This window comes from Lysinibacillus sp. RS11, assembly GCF_042019215.1.
GTDB classification, from domain to species: Bacteria; Bacillota; Bacilli; order Bacillales_A; family Planococcaceae; genus Lysinibacillus; species Lysinibacillus xylanilyticus_A.
Genome location: NZ_CP168124.1, coordinates 3,089,783 through 3,111,009 on the forward strand (window position 1 = coordinate 3,089,783; position 21,227 = coordinate 3,111,009).

The window sequence follows — 21,227 nt, forward strand, 5'->3', positions numbered from 1 at the left end:
CTAAACTAGTTCAATCATGTTATATATTGGTAATAATAAACTGACATATGCGGCAACTATGCACAGTGCAATAATGATAAAAAAGCTCGGCTGCACAAACGCAAGGATTTTATGCAATAGCTGCTCCTGCTTTTCTGTCAATAATTCGCTATACAATATTAGCTCTTTCCCTAAATAGCCACTGTTTTCTCCATGCTCAACAAATGTCGAGAAATCCTTCTGCCAAACTGCCATCAAATTTACAGCTTGTGTTAACGTATCACCGAAAACAACACGTTCCTTTATACATCGAGCCAGATATTGGAGAAATGGTTGAAGTCGCTGCTCCTCTAAAATTTGTAGACTTGCCTGTAAAGAAAATCCACTTTGTAGCAGACTTCCTAAATACGCAGCAAATTGTCTCGTCAAAGATATTCTTACCCAAATCCGAATAAATGGGGTTTTTAGGATCATATTTAGCTGGTGAGCAATTGGTTGTCGTTTGAGATAAAGCTGAAAAATCAAAATGCTACAAATTACTGCTATCGCTACGACAATTAGAGCATCAGGAAAATGTAACAGTATTTTTGACAAAGCAACGCTCGTCTCCTCTGTGCCGGTAGTTCGATTTGCCACCATTTTTTCTATATTGGGAAAAAATACGGTGCGAAATACTAAAAACAACAGCAACAAAAATAGTATGAGTACCATTGGATACAAGAGTAGCTTCATTAATTTTTTCTTTGTGGACTCACTCAAAGCCATTTGCTTAGCCACACCTTTTAGCGTCTCAATCATATGGCCATTGTTTTCTGCAACTGTAATAGCCACTAAATGCTGTTTTGAAATATGCAACGCTTCAAGAACTCCCGAAACACCGACTCCTTGCCTCAGCTTCTCATTGATTAGCTTTTGTATTTCTTCATGTGCTTTAATATGATGGGGCAATAGAATAGAAATAGCTTGCGGGAATAAATAGCCTTCCTGCATTAGCACGCTTAATCGACTAAAAAAACGAGCTTGTTCCTTTACTTGCCAAATTGTCGCCTTTTTATATTCAAAACGAATTCTCTCAATAAACTTTTGTATTCGCATAGTTCTGGCTCTCGATTAATTCTCTTTGACCTGTAAGCGTTACATCATGTGGTAGCTCAAAGCTAGTTTTTTGCTTAATTGCCTGAAGGGCACTTTGAAGATGAGCGTTGCTTAATATTTCAAACAATGCGCGACGTTCTTCCTGGTTAATTGGCGATTGGAAAAGTGTTTGAGCAACAACACCTACCACAGTTTGACGAAGTTCTTCTACTGAAACGCCTAAGTCCATGAATCGATAAAGGCAATTGACTGAATCCTTGGCATGAATCGTCGTTACCACTAAATGACCTGTTAACGAAGCCTCGATTGCGATTTTCGCTGTCTCTTTATCACGTATTTCTCCAATCATAATAATGTCAGGTGAGTGGCGTAAAATAGCCTTTAAGCCTGTCGCATATGTAACACCAGCTCGTTCATTCACCTGAATCTGAAGTAGATTAGCCTGATTATTTTCTACAGGATCCTCTAATGAAATGACGTGTCTATTTAACTCTGAAGAACAATAATGGATCAAAGAATACAAAGAGGTTGACTTACCAGAGCCTGTTGCACCAGTGAAACATAATAGCCCTTGTCGGTGTTTCACAAGTTCCATTAACATCTCTGCCGCATGCTTGGAATAAGATAGGGAAGTAAGTGGGAAAGTATGATTTTGCAAAAGAAGCCGGATAATTAGACTTTCTTTTAAAAATACTGAGGGAAGTGTAGAGACACGGAAGGCATATTGATCTTGTTCCATAGCTTTATGGAAGGCGCCACTTTGGTTTTATTAAAAGTCAAGAAATTAATTAAAGTACCCGATAACTAGATATCCAATTATAATGTCACACATTATATAGGTATTAAGAAAAGGATAGATGAACAGGAATTATACCTGTTTGTATCTATCCTTTTTGCGCACCATATGACCACATTAACTACTACAACATTAAATTTCCCTCCACTAATACCACAACAAATAATCATTTGTTTCTTCAATAATCGCGCTCTTGAATTGAATAACTAATATATACTAGTAGATAATTTCTTTAATTAACTTTTCAACAATATTCATTTCCTTATAAACGGTGGTTAACAGGTTTTCTAAAGATTCAGATGTTAGTGTTTCTACCATAATTTCGAAATAGTTTTTGCTCAATGAAGGAGTAATCTCCTGAGAAAGCCTATAATGAAACAGATTATTTCTAAAAGTACTGCAATTAAATATTCTATTATGAGTCTCTATTACTGCGGTAATCGTTTCTTGTTGTTCTTCTAGAGCTTCGAAATAGCCTGATTCAGAAGCAAAACCTATTGCTTGGACAGAGTAATAGTAAATCAATAATTGAATTCTGTATTTCAGTGGATGTTCGTCTATTAGTAAATCTAAAATATAAAGGGCGAAATTTAATTGACATTGCATATTCATTAAATATAATGAAACTCTTTCATCCATAAAATTATTAAAAATATTTCTACGTTTTTCTGCGCTGTAGATATAATCTTGGTAAATGAAGTCTTCACAATCTAAATTAGTAATGTAATCCTCTCGCTTCAAATGTGGTGACGTGTATCCTTCTAGCACAGAACAAAACTCGTTTATGTACATAGCGACCTGTGTACTAAATTTGAATACATCCTTCCCAACTTCCCCTACACTTGAATTAAATGGTTTAATATATAAATTTATTTGACTGCTGTTAGCATACGGCTTATTTTTATAATAGAAAACACCTAAATCGTCTTGTCCGAATGCTTTTACATATGCTAATTGTTCTTCAGTATATCCTTTTATTAACTCTTGATGAAATTTTTTTATATCACTATCTAGCATCTCTATTGAAGTTCTTAGTTTTTTTTTATCAGTAAGTAATTTGGAACTTACTCTTATTTTTTTGATAAGCTTCGTAAAACTCTCTCCATTTATATCTTCAAATTTACTAGAAAGTACAACAGTATCTTCAATCAGAAAAAGACTATCAATTCCATCAACAATCAATGAAAGATACGGTAATAGTGAATTTGAGATATTTGATTGAATATTTTTTGGTAAGTTTATTAATCTGTAAATCATTTTTTTACATTCGTATACTTCACTGATTAACTGGCTTCTAGAGACTTGCAATAAATCCATATCTACCACCTCGGTTAATATCTACTTTCTTTATTCTCTTACGTTAAACGGCTCTCTAGTCCGAAAGGTACTATCACTGGCTCAAAACTATGCATACATGGCTCAATTCACTAACAATAATAAAGAGACAAAGATTCTGTTTAACTATGCTGTCATATAGTTTAAGTAAAATATCTCACAAAGTCCATACTAGCGATATCAAAAGAATTCATATCTCTGGGTACTATACTCCATTGAATGGCCCGTTTTTACTATAGGAAACAGACCTATAGCGAAAAGTGTTGATTTAAAATAAAGATTGATAATTTATAAAAAAGACACGATGTTTTGAATAAAGTCGCGACGTTTATAAAAAAGTTGCGATGTTTCGCCTCTTTGGATAGGAATATTCTAAAGGGGGTGTTTTTATAGTTAAAGGGAAAAGAACATCTGAAGTTGAAAAGTGGATTAAGTAAATGTTGGGTGACAATAGAGTTGTTCCGTTAAAGGATTATTAAAAGGAAGAAATTTCTTGTGGGAATTATGAGGATTTGAAATAATGGAATTCTTAGAATTATAAACAAAAAAGCGAGGGTGACAATAGATGGACAATGAAAAGTCCCTAGAAATACTTCGAGTAATCACAGAAAGAGAAATAGCTTATCAAAGAGCAGTAGCACTATCAGTTCAAGCACTTACAGAAGATGAACGAAGTTGGATAAGGCAGGTTGTTAGTGGTTACGATGCTGATTCTCTTACAATATCGCCATCCTATGTCCATCTAAAAAAAATACAGTTTGAACGTAATGCAAATAAAGAAATTGTGAGAAAAGAGTTAGATGCTCTAAGTAAAGAAATAGAAAAATTTACTCCACAAGAGTTGATTAAACTTGGTAATAAAAAAGAAAGAGATAGCCGAGGTATTGAGGATTTCGAAGGTATTTATATCATACATAATCTAGTAAAAGATATTTATTACGTTGGACAATCAATAGGAGTATTCGGCAGGGCTTATAAGCACTTTGTTACAAATCCAGCAGAAAATAGGGCTAGGTATTCACTAAGCGTTGAATTCAATCTTCCTGAAATATATGAGGATTATCGTTTAGGAGAAAAATTTAGTATTAGTTTAATCCCTTTAGAGAATACATCATTTTCAACTCTAGACGAGTTTGAGTATAATGCTATAAGTGCATATAATGCATCAGTTGAATATGGTGGTTATAATCGAACACATGGTAATGTAATAAATAAAGGTTTTTTCAAAAATGATGACCTCGAAAAAGCTGCGAGCTTAATATTAAATAAGATAAAAGGAACGGAAATTTTTTCAACCCTTACAAATGATAAACTAAGGATGAAGTACACCAAGACTTTATCCTCAGAACTTGTATTGCCAAGCAATCCACCTTTTCTCCTTAACTTTGTTAGGATGATAAAAGAGTATCAAAAGGCTAATAAAAAAAGAATTTATAAGAAATGATCAAACTTTATTATAAAAAATTGATAATAAAATTCAAATAAACCATCCTTTTGATCAATCTTTTTTTCAAAAGGATGGTTTTTATTTGCAATAAAATAGGGATTACAGGGAACTTTTTAATCAAACTTTATTCAAAAGCTACAAAAAGTAAATAAATGAGGTCATTTAAGAGGTCAAATAAATAAAAAGTACACCACTAATATATAAGTGATGCACTAATTTTTATATTATGTGTGACATTAAAGACAAGTTATTATTTTCATAATAAAAACATACACTCACTTATCTTTAATTTACATAGTAGGACGGGGTAAAAATATTATTATCTAATTTTATAACAGGCTTTAATAAGTGTTTTTTTATCATTAGACTTTCACTTAGACCAATTAATCAAAATTAAGACTCCCTACGATTAGAAAATGACTTGATTTTCTCAACCATGTCAAACTACAACTACCCTCAATCAATCTCCATTATTTAAGTTAGTATTATCTAAAGTGCTTTTTAATGAGCTTCGATTCTGATTCAGATAAATTAACCCCAACATGAATTGTTTGATTTATTTTGAACTGCCTTACAAGATTAAAAATTTCAAAAGAATGTTCTGTTTTACGATATAAGTCCTTTGTAATCTCTATTTGAGGTGGAGAACTCAAATACTGATAAAATTTTTCATTATCTAATGGCCCTCTATAGATATCAAATTTAGTACTTGGAATTTCAATATATTTACCTTTATCAAAATACTTTAGTAAAGGTGGTTTTCGACTAATAAACTTCACTAAAGAAGATTCATCAACCATATATACGCCATTAACAAAAATTGGAGCTCCCATCATCGATGTAGTTAGTAATATTCGGTGTACTTTCTTAGGTTTAAAATTCGCTTCTAATTCTAACTGCTCAATTACAAAATTAATATTTTCTTCGTAAAAATCCGCTATTCGGTTTAATTGATAGGTTTCTTCATATAATTTATATAAATGATTAGCATGTTGTCTGACTGTAAAAGGTTGAATGTGAGCTTTACATTCTATAAAGTACAACTCATCATCCAATACAAAAGCAATGTCACACTCATATTCTTGATTTGTTTTTTTATACAAGGACGAGTTTTTCAGATGTTTTAAATCTAGGGAAGCCTTCATTCTTTCCTCAAATTCAGGTCCTCTGAAAGCCAAATTAATATTTCGGTTAAGAAAGTTAGAAGCCAGTGCTCTAGAGGGATCAGCATTAGAAGTTAAGGAAGGTATTAAAACTAAATTTTCATCAAATTTTATCAAGGGACAATCTATTAAATCTTGACTTTTATCTTCAAATGTAAACATTCGAATTATTTCCTTCGACTCTACTCTAGTAAATCCATTCTGTTGAAAAAGCTTTTCCCATTTACTGTTAGGCTTACAAATACAAACCTTATCCAAATTAAAAATCGATAATTTCCCTCTTCCCTTCAAGAATTTTTTAGATTCTGAAGTTAATAATCTGTATGCACGGATCCAATCAATTAATTTAATATCATTAACTTTCTTTTCTAAAAAAGGATCGCCAAAATATTGTACTGCAAATAAATAGTCTAATTGGTGGTCTATATTATTTAGAGTGTCATCAGTAATTTTCTCTCTCGTTTCCAATACATTTTGTAGTTGTCCTAATTTCCCCATCTGCCACCCTTGACGAAGATTTAAAAATCTCTCATTAGAGACAACGTTATTTAGTTCAAAATTTTCATCCATAATTTCAAATTGTATTTTTCCTTGATTATCTCTTTTAACACTTACATCTGAATACTGCCAGTACTCCAAAATTTCATTAATAGTGTTCCAGAACTCACTAAAAAATATATGATACCAAGATGATTTTAATGTTTTAGGAGATATATTTCTTTTAATTCCTTTAAAGCCGTACTGTTTAAATTTAAAGTATTTTAAAATCATTCCTGATGATTCAATTGCCGAGTTAAATAACGCTTCTCTAGTATTAATATCTGTAAGCTCTACCTGAGAAGAAATATCTAATTCATCACTGTAATGAGATTCCTTAAATGAACTTAAATATAATTCTAGTGAAATTAAATAAGCTGCCACTTTGTAACTATCGTGGATTTGTTCAAATTCTTTAAAAAACCCTTCTCTTTCCTCAGTCAAACTTTCAAATAAATATTCTATAGATTCTATTTCCGATAATAAATTACTGATTTTTTCTATATCTGAACCTTCAATTTGCATAATAATATGCTCAATAACTTCTTTGAACTGTTGCCTTCTTTTAGAATTGTTAAAGATATTCACAGCCAATCCAGATGCCTTAAGTATATTTAAAACCTGTTCTATATCTTTTTCTTTCAAAGTCTTATCCAATAAAACTTTAAAGCTATCTATACCTTTTTTTAATTCATTTTCATATTTATAAAAATTAAATCTTTCAATATTTGTAAGAGCCAATTTAGTTTACTCCCCACTGTTCCGCACCTAATTAATCGGAGTTTTCTGTTGATTCAAAATCTATTACGAATATAATTTTTAATAATCGAACTAATTCTTTTTTCCTTCCGCAAAATTATGGTCTTATTCAGGAAAGAGGCTATGTTAATTTAAATAGAGTCTATACAAATTAATTAGAGAAAAACCCTAACTTTGTCAATATGACCCGATTATCACTCTACAAAAAAACTTAACCAATAGATCATTATAAAATCTATTTAAACTATGATTAAGACTTATAATCATATATTAGGTAGTCAATGTAATTGCAAATTCTGATAGCATAAGTTTAAAGGCATTTACGTATTTTTCATCTAAAATTTTACTGGGTTTATGGCTGGTATAATCAATATGATTTATATTGTCAAAATCTAGGGTATCATACTTGCCAGATTCTTCTTTCTTTAATGTCGTAGTCAGTATTATTTGGTTATTAAGCTCACTAAATAAATCTATAACCTTTTGTTCTTTGTCTGACGATAAATCTTCTGCTCGGAAAGAATCAACAATAATTGGATAGTCATGTTTTAGTTCGCTTGCTAAAGAATAAATCTTTACTAACTGAAAAATTGTTTCTTCACTACCAGAAAATACTTCATCTTGTTTAGTGAAGAGGCTTATAAATTCCAAGTTTCCTTCTGGATCTATAAATTTATATTTTTCATTCATTATTTTTAGAATTGATTCAATCAACGCAACTTGATTAGCTTTATCAGTTTCCTCCAATTCCGTAGAAGCTGTTAAATCCGAGCTTAAATCGGAAATCTCTCGCTCAATTTCAAGAATTTTCTTCTCCGTATCTGCTGCGCTAAAAATGTCTTCTTTGTATATTAACAAAGCCTCTAAAGAGACATTCTCAACAGCTAGCAGATCATTTATTTTTGTTTGTTGAAATGCTATTAACTCTGTAATGCGTTCAATTTCTTCTTTGTAATCTTCTATTTTATTTTTAATTGAATTCATTATATCTGCTCTAATTTTTGGAGTAGATACATCAAAAGTATATGATTTTTCCCCACTTAACTTGTAACCTATTTGAATAGAGCCACAATCTAAGCATACTACTTTACCACTCTCCATTTCACGGTTAAGAGAGTTTAATTCCTTTATTGTACCTTCACATTTCGACATCCTATTAAATATTAAATTCCGTTCCTTTTGAAGCTCTGTTAATGTTTCTTTTATTGTTTCTATTTTCTGGATATTCTTCTTAAAGTTTTCTCTATCATTCACGCTGCTTAAATAAGAAATTGGTTTTTTTTCTGATTTTAAAATTTTATTTTGTTTTAATAACAGCTTTTTTTCTTCTTTCAATTTAGCTATTACTTTTTTCTTTCCTTTTATTTCCTCAATTGATAAAAATGATGCCTCTGATCCCTGTAGATTATATAAAGCTTTAATAAAGTCTTCTTTGTTATATTGCCCTTTATTAACTATATTTGAGGTTTCTTTTTTATCTTGCCCCACAAAAAATATTTGTAAATATAAAACTGGATCTACAATTTTTTTAGCACCATTTTTTTCGATTATTGGCAATGGAAAAATATTTTGATGCCAATATCTTTTAAATTCCGATGTATTTTCAAAAATAAAGAATCCCTTACGACTTTTTATAATAAATGTATTCTTAAATCTACATATGTCATAACTTTCACCTTTGTAGCTAAAATTTATTATGTAATGATAATGTTGATAATCAAAACTTGTAGGAAATGTTGGTTTGTTTCCAAGAGCATACATCATTCCTTGTATCAGTATCGTTTTTCCTTTGTTATTATCATTACTTGAAATTATATTCATTCCTTCATTAAATCTATCTTCAATAAACGCTTCTTTATCGTTTCCAATCGCCACTAAGTTAATTTTCATAATTCTATTCCATCCTTAATCAAAGATATAAAGTACTTCAGTGATATAACATCAAAATCCATACATCTTTCTAAAAGGTCCAGATCCAACTTAGAATAAAGCTTATTAACATCTGTATTAGGATTTATCATTATCACATGGTAGACATTTTCAAACAACTTCCAAAAATTATCCGCATTATTCTTATTGTATAAGGCTTTAGATAATGCGAGTTGGCTTTCTAAAATAATATCTTTTTGTCTTTCCCCATCAAGCTTACTAATTATGCTATAGAAGGCTAAAGGAACTCCTTTTTCAAATGGATCTCTGTTAATAATCCTAGCAATAGCTAATAGTCTAATTTCTCCTGTGGTTAAATGACGGCCATAGTTTAATGCTTCATGACATGTTTCAATAGTGATGTTTTCAACTACCGAATTTTTTTTATTCGACTGTTTGTCTCTTATTTCATTAAATATTGAATTAAGGATTTCTTGGCTAGGTATTAATTTTACATGTGTCTTTATTATAGACTTCACATAGTCACTATTGGGCTTATCATCAACAACAAATTGCACTAAACTTAGAAAATCATTAATTTTTTGTTCATCTATATCCTTATTATCTATATAGGTTTTGGCTTGGCATTCTTCAATAAGACCTTCTCGGATTTTTACTACTGCACTTTCTTTTATATTTTTCAATTCAAAAACATTTAAATCTGGATTAATTCGAACTGAATTTGAAATTCCACCCATGAATAATATAAAGCAGTTAAATTCAAATTCACTTAAATAATTTTTATACAATGTGACTAGTTCTTTACCTATAGCTTTAGGAGGTGAATTTTTAGCCCCCTTTGATTGAATATCCCACATTTTTTGTCCTATTCGAGACATCCCGGTTAAATCATTAAAAAAGTCAACTATGTAATAGTGTACATCATCACTATCTTCTCTAAAGTTCATTAAATATAACAATGCTTTGGTTTCATATTCAGCCCCAGCAGCTCTTAATTTTTCAGATGACTTTACAGTATAAACCATAATTCCTCCTAACCTCAGATAAAAAATTTAGTATCCAAAATAAATTTACAAAAATAAGATAAAATCATCTCAATTGTTATAACTGAGATGATTTTTATAAAACTAATTATTCATCGTTTGTAGAAGATGAATTTTGTAAATACTAAAATGTTTTAGCCTCAAAATTCTCTCGTTTGTAATACCATTTTCTTGGAAGAAAATTTGCTGTCTCACATCTAGTTAGATCTATACCTATCTAAATATAATACCCCTCAACACCCTTTATTACAATATATTACATTCATAAGAATACAAAAAGGTAAAATAAAGATTTTTTTATTATTAATTTCATATATGTATAAAATAATAAAAGTAAGAGGCAGTAAGGATATCCTCTTAACTACTTCTTACTTTTACTTTTTCTTATTCCGTTCTCTTAACAGTTTACTGATTCTTCCTTCTTCAATTTTAACCACATCTTGTTTCTCATGCCGATTATTTAAAATTATAATTTTAATATAGCTTCTTAGTTCATTTTCTAAATTACAAACCTCCATTATAGCTCTAACTAATATCTTTAACTAATTAGGATGGAATAGAAACCTATCCATCCTATTTTATTTGAACTCCTCAAACTGATTCGTTATCCAACGATTCTGATTTTTAGCAACATATTGTTCAACTTCAATTAACCTATTTACCAATTCATCCTTTGACATCTTCATATATTTCTTTTTTACAACCTTTAAATCTCTTTCTAATGAGATGCACCTTAGTGACGTTTCATCGAATTTAGATGGCAGTGTAGTTTTTTTACGAATGCTATTTACTTTATATGTATTGCTACATTTTTTGTACTTCTCATACAATACTTTATTTTCACTAACAGTATTTTGATGAATGCCTTTCCCTTCAGGGTCAATATTTTTCGAGTATTTATGAATATTGTTATAAGTTACTGCTATGCCTTCCCTAACCAAAAAATCAATTGTTTCAATACCTATCTTGATAGAACGTTCTTTACGTTTATTATGGACATCTTTCAACCAATGATAATCTTTATCTAAACGGGTTAAGTTTGTATTGTGTTTCAATTTTTCTTTCCTCACGATATTTTTTTATTAAATCAATTTCTTGTAACTCTATCCTTGCTTGTTTCATCATTTCTTTTGCTTTACGAGCTTCAATTTCTAATCCCATTTTATTAAATCTCTTTTGCATATCTGTTGATAGTTTTATAACATCTAACAATTCATCCTCCTGATCCGGTTCTGGAATCTTAGCTTTACAACCTAAACATTGCATTTTTGTTGGGCAAACAAACTCAGTCACACAAGTACCACCTAAAACTTTATTAAAAACACCAACTTTTTCTGTGTATTCATCTAGTTCCCTTTGAAGTGATTCTGGACTTCTTAGGTATATATCATCTATGTCAACATAGCTCGATATAATGTCGTGATATTCATTTAATGACTCTATAATCTGTGTGTCAGTTGGAGCCGAGTAATAAGCCGTAGTATTAAAATTTTTATGATGTAGGAGTTTTGCTACAATATCTATAGGGATTTTTTGTCTTTGAAGTGCTTCTGTTGCGAAAGCATGCCTTAATAAATGTGATTTTATCGTGACAGGCTCTCCATTTTTCGTTTCAAAATACAATCCATGCAACAAGAAACGGATACATTGGGTTGTACTTTCCTCACGCATAGCTCTATTATTACATTGAAAATAATATGGCTTTACTTCTTTAAACAGATATTTCCTTGTTCCTCTATATTCAACATAGGGGATAATATTACTTTCGTTTTGTCCTTTTAACATCTTTGCAACTATTTGTAATATGCTCATTGTTTGTTTAGAAATATAATATTCTTCAGGTAAATCTCTTCCTTTCGGAATAGCCATAAAAGAATAACATATCTTATCTTTGACTTTTTTCATTTTAATACATTCTTTTGTATTATTTATTTGTAACAACTCATTAATCCTTGCACCTGTTGTAGTTAAAATATCAATTGCTAATAGCCCGAAGGTACAACTTACATATAAGGGTTCAATATCTAATAAGTATCCATCTGCTTTACATTGCCAACTCGAAATTAGTCTAGGTGGTGCTAAAACTCCTTCATGCAACGAACGATATGGATTTGAATATCCACCGTTCTCTAAATATCCAATAGATTTTAAAAAAGTTAAAGATTCTTCATAACCTTCATCATCAAGTTTTAGTCTCTTATGTGCAAATAACCTATAATCCAACAATTCTTGAAACCAAAAACCTTCAATTTCTCCAGTAGAATTTGTAGACTTAGTTTCAAGGTATTCTACAAAATAACTATCTTTTTCAGCAGAATAACAATCTAGTCCTAATCTTACTGAAGTTAAAACACTACGACTAAACTTTTCTGAATTATTAAGTATAAAGGAACGCTTACTCCATAATCTAAAATAATGAGTTTCGTTTATATGTTCTGGTTCGTCATATGAAAATTCAACTGGAAAAGATAGTTCCGTTTCTAAAGCATTTGAAAGTACTTTTTTATAAGTTTGATATAAACGATTAATTTGATTCCATCTAAAATTAGCTTTGACACGTAATTGTGGTAAGTAGGGTACAATTGCATCTGTTTCTGCTTTTCTTTTTGTTCTTGCTTTTTGCTCGGCTTTACCTCTAATTTTAAATTCTGTTCTCCTATAGTAAAAAACAGGTAGCATATAGTTTTGAAATTCTTTTAATTTCTCTGAATCAAACTTACTTTCAACCCATTTTTTCATTAATAATGAAGATGAAGTATAAGCTTTTAGGAAATCCGTTCTCTTATTAGAAGTATGATCTAAATAAATTTCTTCGCTATAATATTTATAAAGGGTTTGCTCAAACTTTTCATCATTAAAACTCTCTAGATTTAGGTCAGAGAAAAACAATTTAAAATTACGATGTAACATTTTTAATCTTTCTAATATTGTTCTCTCAACAGTATTTTTATCTAATCTAATTAATGCCATTAAAATAAGATGATGACTCCATTTTACTTGTAAACAATTTTTTGTAATGAATTTTACTACCGAATCACCTAATTTATCAATTAAAAATTCATTATTAAGATTTTTTAAATGTAAAATATTTTTATCAATATATTTTTCCCAGTCTATATACCATTCTGATTGCGGATATTTCATATTTAATCTAGCCCTTCTAATAAATCTTTTAAATCCTCGTCCAATTCAACTGTCATTGGAGTTAAATGTTCAATTAATTTAGCAGCTTTAATATTTGGATTTTTATTAAATTCTCTTTCTTTATTTTGCATATCTTCAAGCATCTTATCATGTGCTTCCCGATGCCTTAACTCATCAAAATAATGTTCATATACATAAATAGTATCTTTGTTACGCCATTTCATATAGTTAATCAATTCGTTCTTTCTTATGTCAATCTCAGCGTCGTTTTTAGAAATACTATAAATCTCCCTCAAACGTGTTGTAACAAACCAATGGCGTGTTTTATGTGGATTTATAGCTAATTTATTTTCTTTCAAAGATTTGGTCCAATGGTAATACCAAGTATGATATTTTAAAGGACAACCCTTAGAATTTAAAAACATTGGAGCATTGTCTGGTAAAGTTTCAAATCCTAAACTATTTTTATCTAGTGTTTTTCGTTGTCCTTCAACATATTGTTTTAATAGCTTTACAGTTTCTTTACTAAATCTAATAAATTTAATTCTTTTTCCGAAGCTACCCTTGTTAAAGGTAACTGCCTCCTGAAAACTTCTTCTTGCTCTAAAATCACCTATAGTTAATTCAATAATTTCACTAACTCTCGCCCCTGTTTCAAACAACATTCTTGTTACGATAACAATAACCAACGGAACATTTGAATTCTTTAAAGCATTATATACTTGATATGGTAAAGTAGAATCATCTATAATCTGAGGCTCCCATTCTTCATTAACAACTTTAAAATATGAGTTTGTAAGCCTACGGTACTTAATTTCTTCTTCTGTACCCGATATTTCTGGTAACCTAGGTTTATTTTCACGTACTCCTTCGCTATAGTTAGGATTTAATTTTGCAAAACTATCTATTAAAGGATTTGTGTATTTATAATACTCTAATCGAATTAAACAGTTATAGAAGGATTTAAAAGCTGATAGAAAGACCTTTATAGTATTTGGGCTTTTTTTTGTTAAATTTACAATATTAAAACTCTCTTTCTCCCTAACTTTACAAAACATTTCATGTGTTAAATAATCTTCTATTACCGCTCTTAATCCGTCTGGTTCTGAATCCCATTTTACTTTTTCTCCCCGATACATACCTTTTTCAATTAGCCAGTTAAAAAAGGGTATTAACTTATTCAAATATGTATTTGCAGAACTTTTTGAATTTTTTTTTGATATATAATCAAAATATATTGTCAATGGCATAAAAACTATATCGTTTTTAAATACTAACAATTCATATTTGCTCTTAACACCTTTGGGTTTTAATGCGTACCAATACATAAAGTATCACCTCATAAAGAACGTAAGTTCTAGCTCTATTTATTAAACTATAAGGTATTTTGCTCAAATTAAAAACATTACTTTGATTACAAAGAAATGTTTTTTGTTTTTTGATATATAATGTTGCACATCTTATTAAATCCTTTATATTACGTATATTAACTTTAAATAGTATATTTTAATTATACAGATGAGGTTTACGACGCTCGCTAATATCTAATGCCGCTAAAAATTTATAGAAGGAAATCATTCGTTCCGCAAGATCGTGCGGTAACTCACCTGCATGGAGTAACCGATCATATTTTCGAAAATAAATACGATAATGTACACTTTCCGGAACTAATAATATATCTGATGCACCAAAGTTATAGGCCTTTAGTAAAAGTTGCTCGCATTTTTGTTCAACAACCGTTTCAAAATTCTGCATATTCGCACCCCTCTTCTAGTTCAATCGAATATGACCGCTCTATTCGTTATTTCCTAGTATAGATACGAAACTGTCACGAGAAAAGCCCTTTTCTTAAAATAAAAATTTACTATAGATTCCCCTATTATTTATGATTTTTGCTATCAAAATGTGGATAACATGTATTTTTCCCTAAAAACGAACATAATCCGAATTCGAAAAACTAATGAACGAGACGAATCAATAATTTTGTTATGCTGGCGCAAACTTTAAAGCTTCTGGAACATAATGATTGTTTTCATCTTTAATATTCCTTTCTTACTCATCTGCTCCTTCACTCAATTATACTACTATATTCTATGCAAAAAAATTTGTTCAACAGCAGTTTCAAAATTCTGCATCCCCCCTTCTAGTTCATCTAAATTTGACCAATCTATTCTTAATTTCCTATTTTCTCGTATGAATACGCCACGAAAAAAGACCTTTTCTTTCGAAAAAAATTGCTGTTAAATTTCCTATGAAATAGGAATTTTTCTATAAAAACATGAATAACGTGCAAAATTTCACTAAAAATGAACATAATCCTATGAAAAAGTTAAGATTTATGTCAAAAGGAACTGTTTCTTTTTCAATAATACAATATAATAGAATCAACATGAATTTTTTCCTAACACTTGGTAGAGGAGCTATTATTTAAAAAATTATCTTGAGGTGAAGCAAATGATCCATCCATTAAAAATTACTAGTACTTTAGCTGATGAAACTAGATACTCTATTTACGAGTACATCCTGAAAGAGAAAAAAACTGTAACGGTCCAAAATATCGCTGATGAATTCGGCATACATCCAAATGTTGCACGCCTACACTTAACAAAGCTCACGGAAATTAATATTATAATAGCTGATTTTGCTAAGACTGGAAAAGGTGGCCGACCTGGTCGTGTTTATAAAGCCTCTGACAAAGGCTTAACATTAACGTTTCCAAGACGTGATGAAGATCGACTATTAAAATGGACAATCCAATTAATTCAAGAATTTGGACCATCTGCATTAGAAAAATGCCAGGACATTAGTTATCAAGATGGTTACCAACAAATGAAGAACTATGTAAATGCTGAGTTAACATTAAATAATACCCTTACCTTCGAACAAAAACTTCAGCTATTAACTGACAATGCTGCATTAATTGGTTATATTCCACAAGTACAGCAAACGGAGCATGGTAAAAAAGTGATATTCTCCATTTATAATTGTCCATTCCAGGAGCAGCTTACTTCCCATTCAGAAATTGTTTGTTCTTTACATGAATCCTATTTAAAAGGACAATTAGATGCATTATTTTCAAGTAATGAATTCATACAGATTGAAAGCATGATACATAATTGCGATTTATGTAAATATGAAATAAACGTGACAGAAATCGATCGCTAATTTAAAAATCCATTTGTTTGTCACAAAGAAGAGGAAGTTCCAGTTTACAGATACCTTTCATATCATTTATAATGAGTAAGAGATTATTGTGTCGTGGGCAAAAGGAGGGGAAATCTTCATGGATAATATGTATAAAGTTATGGCATTCTGGACAGGTATTTTCGCCGTTATGTTCTACCTTGGTGGTATGAACGAAGTATCGCTATTATTCGTAGGTAATACAGGTTTATTCTTATTATTAGGCTTCTTAAACCTTTCAGAACGTATGTACATGTACATTTTCGGAGCATATTTAACTGTATTCTTCGCTGGCTTCACGTACTATACAACATTCATTCACGTGCCTGGTGGCGGTCATTAATACAAAGAAAAAGCGTATCTCACCGAATGTGAGACACGCTTTTTTATGTGAATTTATTCATTAGATACAGAAGCTATAGATGAGCATAGTAAAATCCCCTTTGCGATTATATAGATTAGAATTTAGTTTATTCTATCTATCCAACGAATTGCTAAGGGGATTTTTGCATTTTATGAAGTTACTGTAGGCTTAAAAACCATTTAAAAAAGGATTTGTCTCCATTTCTGCACCGACCGTTGTATAATTACCATGGCCTGGGTAAATAATAGTATCCTCAGGTAGTGTTAATAACTTATCATGAATGGATGCAAGCAATATTTTCGTTGAGCCTCCAAGTAAGTCTGTACGTCCAACACCCTGCTCAAATAGCGTATCCCCCACAATAGCAAAGCCATCATTTTCAAATATATACGAAATACTACCTGGTGAATGTCCTGGTGTAAAGATCGCTTTAAAACTAAAATTACTTATTTCAAATAGCTGTTCTTCTTTAATAATATTTTCTTCAGCCGGTGCAGCGACAATATAATCTGGTAATGCTGCGTATTTACTAGAGCCATTTTTTGTTGGATCTCCTAACCAGCTAACTTCCTTTTCATGAATCCATACTGGAACATTAAAAGCTTCTCGGACAGCATCTACAGCACCAATATGATCAAAATGTGCATGTGTCAAAAAAATGGCTGATGGCTTCAAACCGTTACTACGAATAGTCTTGATGATTCGATCTGCTTCCTCTCCGGGATCAAATATTAAACATTCCTTTTCTTTATTCGATACGATATAACAATTCGTTTGGATAGGTCCAAGCGAATAACTTCGTACGTTCATCATTGACATCACCTCAATTTTATATTATACAGCCTTTGCCACAATTTGACGATAAATGTTCATAGTTTTCGCTATATTAGTTCTCGACAAAAACAGGTGGAACGTTTACAATTAAGGAGGAATATTGTTTACGACATTCATTTTCTGATGTCGAAAGGAGTGTCAATTTTTAATGAACTTATTAATGGTTATTTTTGGTCTAGTAGCGATTTTAGCTGTAATTGGTACATTCCAAGCAATTAAAGAAAAGAACCTTTTAAGTGTTGTTTTCAACTTGTTAAGTGCGGCTGTCTTCGGTTGGTTTGTAATTATGACAGTCATTAATAGTGGATACCCACCAAAATTACACTAAGATTTAGACAGAAACAAGAGCAGTCTGCATTCCGAGACTGCTCTTTTTCTTTCTGTCGTATTGTCTATTTTGATTTAAATTCTCCTATTTTAACCCTAAGCGATAACGACTTCCCTCTGAGCTGTTTTATTAGGCTCTCTGAACGCATTAAACTTCAATTTGACGTATACTCCTGTTACATGCAAATCTTTTCCATATACTCCTCTTTAGGGGTAAACAAGAGGGTTCTATAGGATACCCGTAATATGACGGATTGTACCCTTTAAACGATGATAGAACATTTTGCCTCACTCCAACATTTGATATAGAACCATAAAAAAGAGATCTCATGTTTAGTGAGATCTCTTTTTTATTATTCGACTGCTTCTTGCTTCAAGTTACCTGTCTTTTCATCATAGAAGCGAAGCAAATCACCGTTAATGATAGCATCGGAATTTTCTAATTCTGTCGTCGCCCGATCAGCGTATGGCTGACATGGCTCGCCATCAATTTCTTCACCAGTAGCTTTGTCATAGCAAGCTTCACCAGCATAAACATATTTATCTGTTACAAAACGACCGTCACGGAAAATAACGAAATCTTCATGCTCTGGTGAGAATAAGTCAGCACCAAGTTGCATATCTTTTGAAGTTTCAATACCAAGAAGGTGTAGAATTGTTGGACGTAAATCCATTTGTCCAGACACTTCTGTCATTTCTTTACCATCACCCGCTCCTGGAATATGGATGAATAAAGGTACTTCTTGTAGCATTGCATTATCAAATGGTGTAATGCTTTCTTTTCCTAAATATTGAGCCATCGCTTTGTTGTGGTTTTCTGAAATACCATAATGGTCACCATACATTACGATAATTGAGTTATCATAAACTCCTTGATCCTTTAAACTTTGGAAGAAGTCTTTAAGTGCTTCATCCATATAACGAACTGTTTGGAAGTAACGATTTAATGTACCTGAGTTTGAAGTGTATTCAGGAATCATGACATCTTCAGGATCCAAAGTAAATGGATAGTGGTTCGTTAATGTAATTAGACGAGAATAGAATGGCTGTGGCATATCTTTCATTAAAGCTGCTGATTGCTCTAAGAATGGAGTATCTTTCATACCCCAGTTAACAGCTTCGCCTTCGTTAACTTTATATGAATCTACATCATAGAATTTATCAACTTTTAATGATTGATACATCATGTCACGATTCCAGAATGATTTATTATTCGGGTGCATGACATTCGTATAGTAACCATTTTCTCCAAGGCGCTCAGCCATTGAGTTATACGTATTTCCACCGTGTGTGAAGAATACCGCACCACGACCTAAGCCAAACAATGAGTTTTCTACAATAAACTCTGAGTCAGAAGTTTTCCCTAATCCAGTTTGGTGATAGAAGTTGCTGAAATAAAACGTATCTTTATCTTTTGTTAAAGAGTTTAAGAATGGTGTAATTTCATGACCATCCATCTGGTTATTAATCACAAAGTTTTGTAACGATTCCATTGACACAACAATTAAATTACGATCCTTGTACTTTCCAAACATTTCAGGGTTAACCGCTGCTTGATTAGATCGAATATAGTTGTTCACTTCTACTAATTCACTGCCGTCCGCTAATGCACGTTGAGCAGAAGATTTAGATTGAATATAAATATCATACAGATGGTAGTTATAAGTCCCAATGTTTTTCACAAGTAATTCACGGTCAAAGCTTCGAGTCAACAATTGTGGACGTTCAATTTCTGCTAATCCTAAGTTTAAGAAAGTCATAGCAACTGCTAATACGAAGTACGCACGACGGAATTCCACGTTAACTTTCACTATTGTTTTCATTCTTGGCCAATATTTATTAGCTAAAATTAAAATAAGTACGTCGATGAAATATAATACATCCCAAGGGTTTACAATCGCTGAAACGGAAGTTCCTAAATCACTAAAGTTACTTGTTTGGAATAATACCGGTAGCGTAATAAAGTCATTGTAGAAACGATAGAATGCCACATTTCCGTATAAGACAATTGATAAAAGAACACTGACTGTAATAATATAACGGTTTTTAGCTTTTGAAGATTTAAAGAATAACGCTAAACCATAAGCAAACAGCAAGAAGCTCAATGGATTAATAAACAAAATAAATTGTTGCATTGCATTTTCGATTTTCATATCAAAGCTTGTGTGATAAACAATGACCGTTTTTATCCAAGTTGCTACAATTGCTAGTATCATAAATGAATGTTTAGGCCACTTAATTGATTTCATTCCTAACATCCTCCCTACTTTTTAAAACGAAAAAATAATAATGTTAATAATTTGTTACTGAAACAACATATATCTTAATCTTTTTTTTACAGATGCGCAACAGATATATTTTGGAAAGCCATTCTGCTTGCTCGTCTACACGTTAGATATTTATATATACGTCTTTGTTTGTAAAAAGTTTCGCAAAATCATAAAAACAGTGGAAACCCACTGTCTCTTAGAATATTACATACATGTTACATTATTTTTACAATACCCCAAAGGAATTATATTTAAAACATTATTGATTATTCTCTTTCATACGAAGTTTTGTTGTTTCTTGTCGAATTAGTAACAATGCCATTTGGTAATCTTTAATATCTAGTACATTCGCTTTATACAACTCACGAATTTCATCCTCCATTAACATCAAATCACCAATAGGATCTCTTGTATAAATAAAAGTGCCATATGTTTTTAATAATTCATAAATATCTAACATCTTATCCATTTTAGTTCGCTCCTCGTTGTGTTACACAGTCAATACGTTTAGTCGGTGTCACAATGATATCTACTGGGCAATCGTGTGCGTCTGTAGGTACTTGTTCATATAGCTGCTCATCAAATAACAGCGATACTAGCTTACCTTTGCTATAGTTTAATACATAGCGATCATAATAACCACCGCCATAACCTATGCGATAGCCAAACTTATCAAAAACAACTCCCGGAACAAGTATGACATCCATTTCATTTGCGTCAACAAACTCACATTTTTCTGGAATTGGCTCACGCAAATGCATATAAACAGTTTCTAGCTGTGCAAACGAATCAATAGCATAAAATGTCATTTCTCTTGTTTTTGGGTTGCATTTAGGAACAGCGACTTTTTTACCAAGTTGCCACAATTCTTCAATTAAATGAATTGTGTCGACTTCTGGCTTATTAGAAATGGTAATGCCGATTGTATTTGCTTCTATTATATATGGTTCTTGTAGCACATTTTTTGCGACAATAAAAGATCGGTCTTGGTAAGCCGCTTCACTCATTTTTGCGAGAGCTCCCCTTACCTCGTTTCGTAAAGTTGTTTTATCCATACCAAG

At 31.3% G+C, this 21,227-nt stretch carries 17 protein-coding genes and 1 pseudogene; 4 read left to right on the forward strand and 14 right to left on the reverse strand.

Annotated features, from left to right (window positions below):
* From comGB to AB9L17_RS15950, 3 genes and pseudogenes are all read right to left on the reverse strand, one after another.
* Entirely contained in the window at nucleotides 1-1,074 is a 1,074-nt protein-coding gene (gene comGB / locus AB9L17_RS15940; protein WP_068983519.1) for a competence type IV pilus assembly protein ComGB, read from the reverse strand.
* Nucleotides 1,052-1,825 (reverse strand): annotated as a pseudogene (locus AB9L17_RS15945) (ATPase, T2SS/T4P/T4SS family); the annotation flags it as partial. The pseudogene AB9L17_RS15945 and the gene comGB, both read right to left, overlap by 23 nt.
* A 261-nt stretch (nucleotides 1,826-2,086) precedes the next feature.
* A complete protein-coding gene (locus tag AB9L17_RS15950; RefSeq protein ID WP_068983520.1) occupies nucleotides 2,087-3,187 on the reverse strand; it encodes a hypothetical protein in 1,101 nt (366 codons plus the stop codon).
* A 583-nt stretch (nucleotides 3,188-3,770) separates the two neighbouring features.
* Here AB9L17_RS15950 and AB9L17_RS15955 point away from each other — a divergent pair.
* Nucleotides 3,771-4,649 carry an excinuclease ABC subunit C gene (locus AB9L17_RS15955; RefSeq protein WP_254660116.1) on the forward strand — a complete coding sequence of 293 codons (879 nt, stop codon included), beginning with the start codon at nucleotides 3,771-3,773 and terminating at the stop codon, nucleotides 4,647-4,649.
* 488 nt (nucleotides 4,650-5,137) lie between these two features.
* Here the strand turns inward: AB9L17_RS15955 and AB9L17_RS15960 are convergent, their stop codons facing one another.
* From AB9L17_RS15960 to AB9L17_RS15990, 7 genes are all read right to left on the reverse strand, one after another.
* Nucleotides 5,138-7,093, reverse strand: a complete 1,956-nt coding sequence (locus tag AB9L17_RS15960) for a hypothetical protein (RefSeq protein ID WP_068983521.1) — start codon at nucleotides 7,091-7,093, stop codon at nucleotides 5,138-5,140.
* A 288-nt stretch (nucleotides 7,094-7,381) separates the two neighbouring features.
* Nucleotides 7,382-9,001 carry a hypothetical protein gene (locus AB9L17_RS15965; protein WP_068983522.1) on the reverse strand — a complete coding sequence of 540 codons (1,620 nt, stop codon included), beginning with the start codon at nucleotides 8,999-9,001 and terminating at the stop codon, nucleotides 7,382-7,384.
* Nucleotides 8,998-10,026: a hypothetical protein gene (locus AB9L17_RS15970; RefSeq protein WP_068983523.1), complete on the reverse strand. Its 1,029-nt coding sequence runs from the start codon at nucleotides 10,024-10,026 to the stop codon at nucleotides 8,998-9,000. Before AB9L17_RS15970 ends, AB9L17_RS15965 begins: the two co-directional genes overlap by 4 nt.
* 596 nt (nucleotides 10,027-10,622) lie before the next feature.
* The gene (locus AB9L17_RS15975) at nucleotides 10,623-11,099 is read right to left on the reverse strand and encodes a hypothetical protein (protein WP_083226911.1); all 477 of its coding nucleotides are present in this window, start codon (nucleotides 11,097-11,099) and stop codon (nucleotides 10,623-10,625) included.
* Nucleotides 11,065-13,188 (reverse strand): site-specific integrase, encoded by a 2,124-nt coding sequence (locus tag AB9L17_RS15980; RefSeq protein WP_068983524.1) that lies wholly within the window; start codon nucleotides 13,186-13,188, stop codon nucleotides 11,065-11,067. Before AB9L17_RS15980 ends, AB9L17_RS15975 begins: the two co-directional genes overlap by 35 nt.
* 2 nt (nucleotides 13,189-13,190) lie before the next feature.
* Nucleotides 13,191-14,516, reverse strand: a complete 1,326-nt coding sequence (locus AB9L17_RS15985) for a tyrosine-type recombinase/integrase (protein ID WP_375199444.1) — start codon at nucleotides 14,514-14,516, stop codon at nucleotides 13,191-13,193.
* A 178-nt stretch (nucleotides 14,517-14,694) separates the two neighbouring features.
* Nucleotides 14,695-14,943 carry an ATPase, T2SS/T4P/T4SS family gene (locus tag AB9L17_RS15990; protein WP_068983526.1) on the reverse strand — a complete coding sequence of 83 codons (249 nt, stop codon included), beginning with the start codon at nucleotides 14,941-14,943 and terminating at the stop codon, nucleotides 14,695-14,697.
* 699 nt (nucleotides 14,944-15,642) lie between these two features.
* Between AB9L17_RS15990 and AB9L17_RS15995 the strand changes: the two genes are divergently transcribed.
* Complete coding sequence (locus AB9L17_RS15995) at nucleotides 15,643-16,353, forward strand: helix-turn-helix transcriptional regulator (RefSeq protein ID WP_068983527.1); 711 nt, start codon at nucleotides 15,643-15,645, stop codon at nucleotides 16,351-16,353.
* 118 nt (nucleotides 16,354-16,471) lie between these two features.
* Entirely contained in the window at nucleotides 16,472-16,714 is a 243-nt protein-coding gene (locus tag AB9L17_RS16000) for a DUF2626 family protein (RefSeq protein ID WP_024361272.1), read from the forward strand.
* 189 nt (nucleotides 16,715-16,903) lie between these two features.
* On the opposite strand, the gene AB9L17_RS16005 is transcribed toward AB9L17_RS16000, so the two are convergent.
* Nucleotides 16,904-17,548, reverse strand: a complete 645-nt coding sequence (locus tag AB9L17_RS16005; protein WP_375199445.1) for an MBL fold metallo-hydrolase — start codon at nucleotides 17,546-17,548, stop codon at nucleotides 16,904-16,906.
* Between the two features lie 169 nt (nucleotides 17,549-17,717).
* Between AB9L17_RS16005 and AB9L17_RS16010 the strand changes: the two genes are divergently transcribed.
* Complete coding sequence (locus tag AB9L17_RS16010; protein ID WP_068983529.1) at nucleotides 17,718-17,897, forward strand: DUF2759 domain-containing protein; 180 nt, start codon at nucleotides 17,718-17,720, stop codon at nucleotides 17,895-17,897.
* A gap of 352 nt (nucleotides 17,898-18,249) precedes the next feature.
* On the opposite strand, the gene AB9L17_RS16015 is transcribed toward AB9L17_RS16010, so the two are convergent.
* From AB9L17_RS16015 to AB9L17_RS16025, 3 genes are all read right to left on the reverse strand, one after another.
* Nucleotides 18,250-20,145, reverse strand: a complete 1,896-nt coding sequence (locus tag AB9L17_RS16015; protein ID WP_068983530.1) for an LTA synthase family protein — start codon at nucleotides 20,143-20,145, stop codon at nucleotides 18,250-18,252.
* A gap of 280 nt (nucleotides 20,146-20,425) precedes the next feature.
* Entirely contained in the window at nucleotides 20,426-20,635 is a 210-nt protein-coding gene (locus AB9L17_RS16020; protein WP_068983531.1) for a YqgQ family protein, read from the reverse strand.
* A 1-nt stretch (nucleotide 20,636) separates the two neighbouring features.
* Entirely contained in the window at nucleotides 20,637-21,221 is a 585-nt protein-coding gene (locus AB9L17_RS16025) for a 5-formyltetrahydrofolate cyclo-ligase (protein ID WP_068983532.1), read from the reverse strand.
* Nucleotides 21,222-21,227: the final 6 nt, after the last annotated feature.

Coding starts and splice junctions, on each gene's coding strand:
- AB9L17_RS15955 (WP_254660116.1), top strand. CDS start 3,771: ATGGACAATGAAAAGTCCCTAGAAATACTTCGAGTAATCACAGAAAGA.
- AB9L17_RS15980 (WP_068983524.1), bottom strand. CDS start 13,188: ATGAAATATCCGCAATCAGAATGGTATATAGACTGGGAAAAATATATT.
- AB9L17_RS15965 (WP_068983522.1), bottom strand. CDS start 9,001: ATGAAAATTAACTTAGTGGCGATTGGAAACGATAAAGAAGCGTTTATT.
- AB9L17_RS16025 (WP_068983532.1), bottom strand. CDS start 21,221: ATGGATAAAACAACTTTACGAAACGAGGTAAGGGGAGCTCTCGCAAAA.
- AB9L17_RS16005 (WP_375199445.1), bottom strand. CDS start 17,548: ATGATGAACGTACGAAGTTATTCGCTTGGACCTATCCAAACGAATTGT.
- AB9L17_RS16020 (WP_068983531.1), bottom strand. CDS start 20,635: ATGGATAAGATGTTAGATATTTATGAATTATTAAAAACATATGGCACT.
- AB9L17_RS15985 (WP_375199444.1), bottom strand. CDS start 14,516: ATGTATTGGTACGCATTAAAACCCAAAGGTGTTAAGAGCAAATATGAA.
- AB9L17_RS16015 (WP_068983530.1), bottom strand. CDS start 20,145: ATGAAATCAATTAAGTGGCCTAAACATTCATTTATGATACTAGCAATT.
- AB9L17_RS15995 (WP_068983527.1), top strand. CDS start 15,643: ATGATCCATCCATTAAAAATTACTAGTACTTTAGCTGATGAAACTAGA.
- AB9L17_RS16010 (WP_068983529.1), top strand. CDS start 17,718: ATGAACTTATTAATGGTTATTTTTGGTCTAGTAGCGATTTTAGCTGTA.
- comGB (WP_068983519.1), bottom strand. CDS start 1,074: ATGCGAATACAAAAGTTTATTGAGAGAATTCGTTTTGAATATAAAAAG.
- AB9L17_RS15970 (WP_068983523.1), bottom strand. CDS start 10,026: ATGGTTTATACTGTAAAGTCATCTGAAAAATTAAGAGCTGCTGGGGCT.
- AB9L17_RS15950 (WP_068983520.1), bottom strand. CDS start 3,187: ATGGATTTATTGCAAGTCTCTAGAAGCCAGTTAATCAGTGAAGTATAC.
- AB9L17_RS15990 (WP_068983526.1), bottom strand. CDS start 14,943: ATGCAGAATTTTGAAACGGTTGTTGAACAAAAATGCGAGCAACTTTTA.
- AB9L17_RS16000 (WP_024361272.1), top strand. CDS start 16,472: ATGGATAATATGTATAAAGTTATGGCATTCTGGACAGGTATTTTCGCC.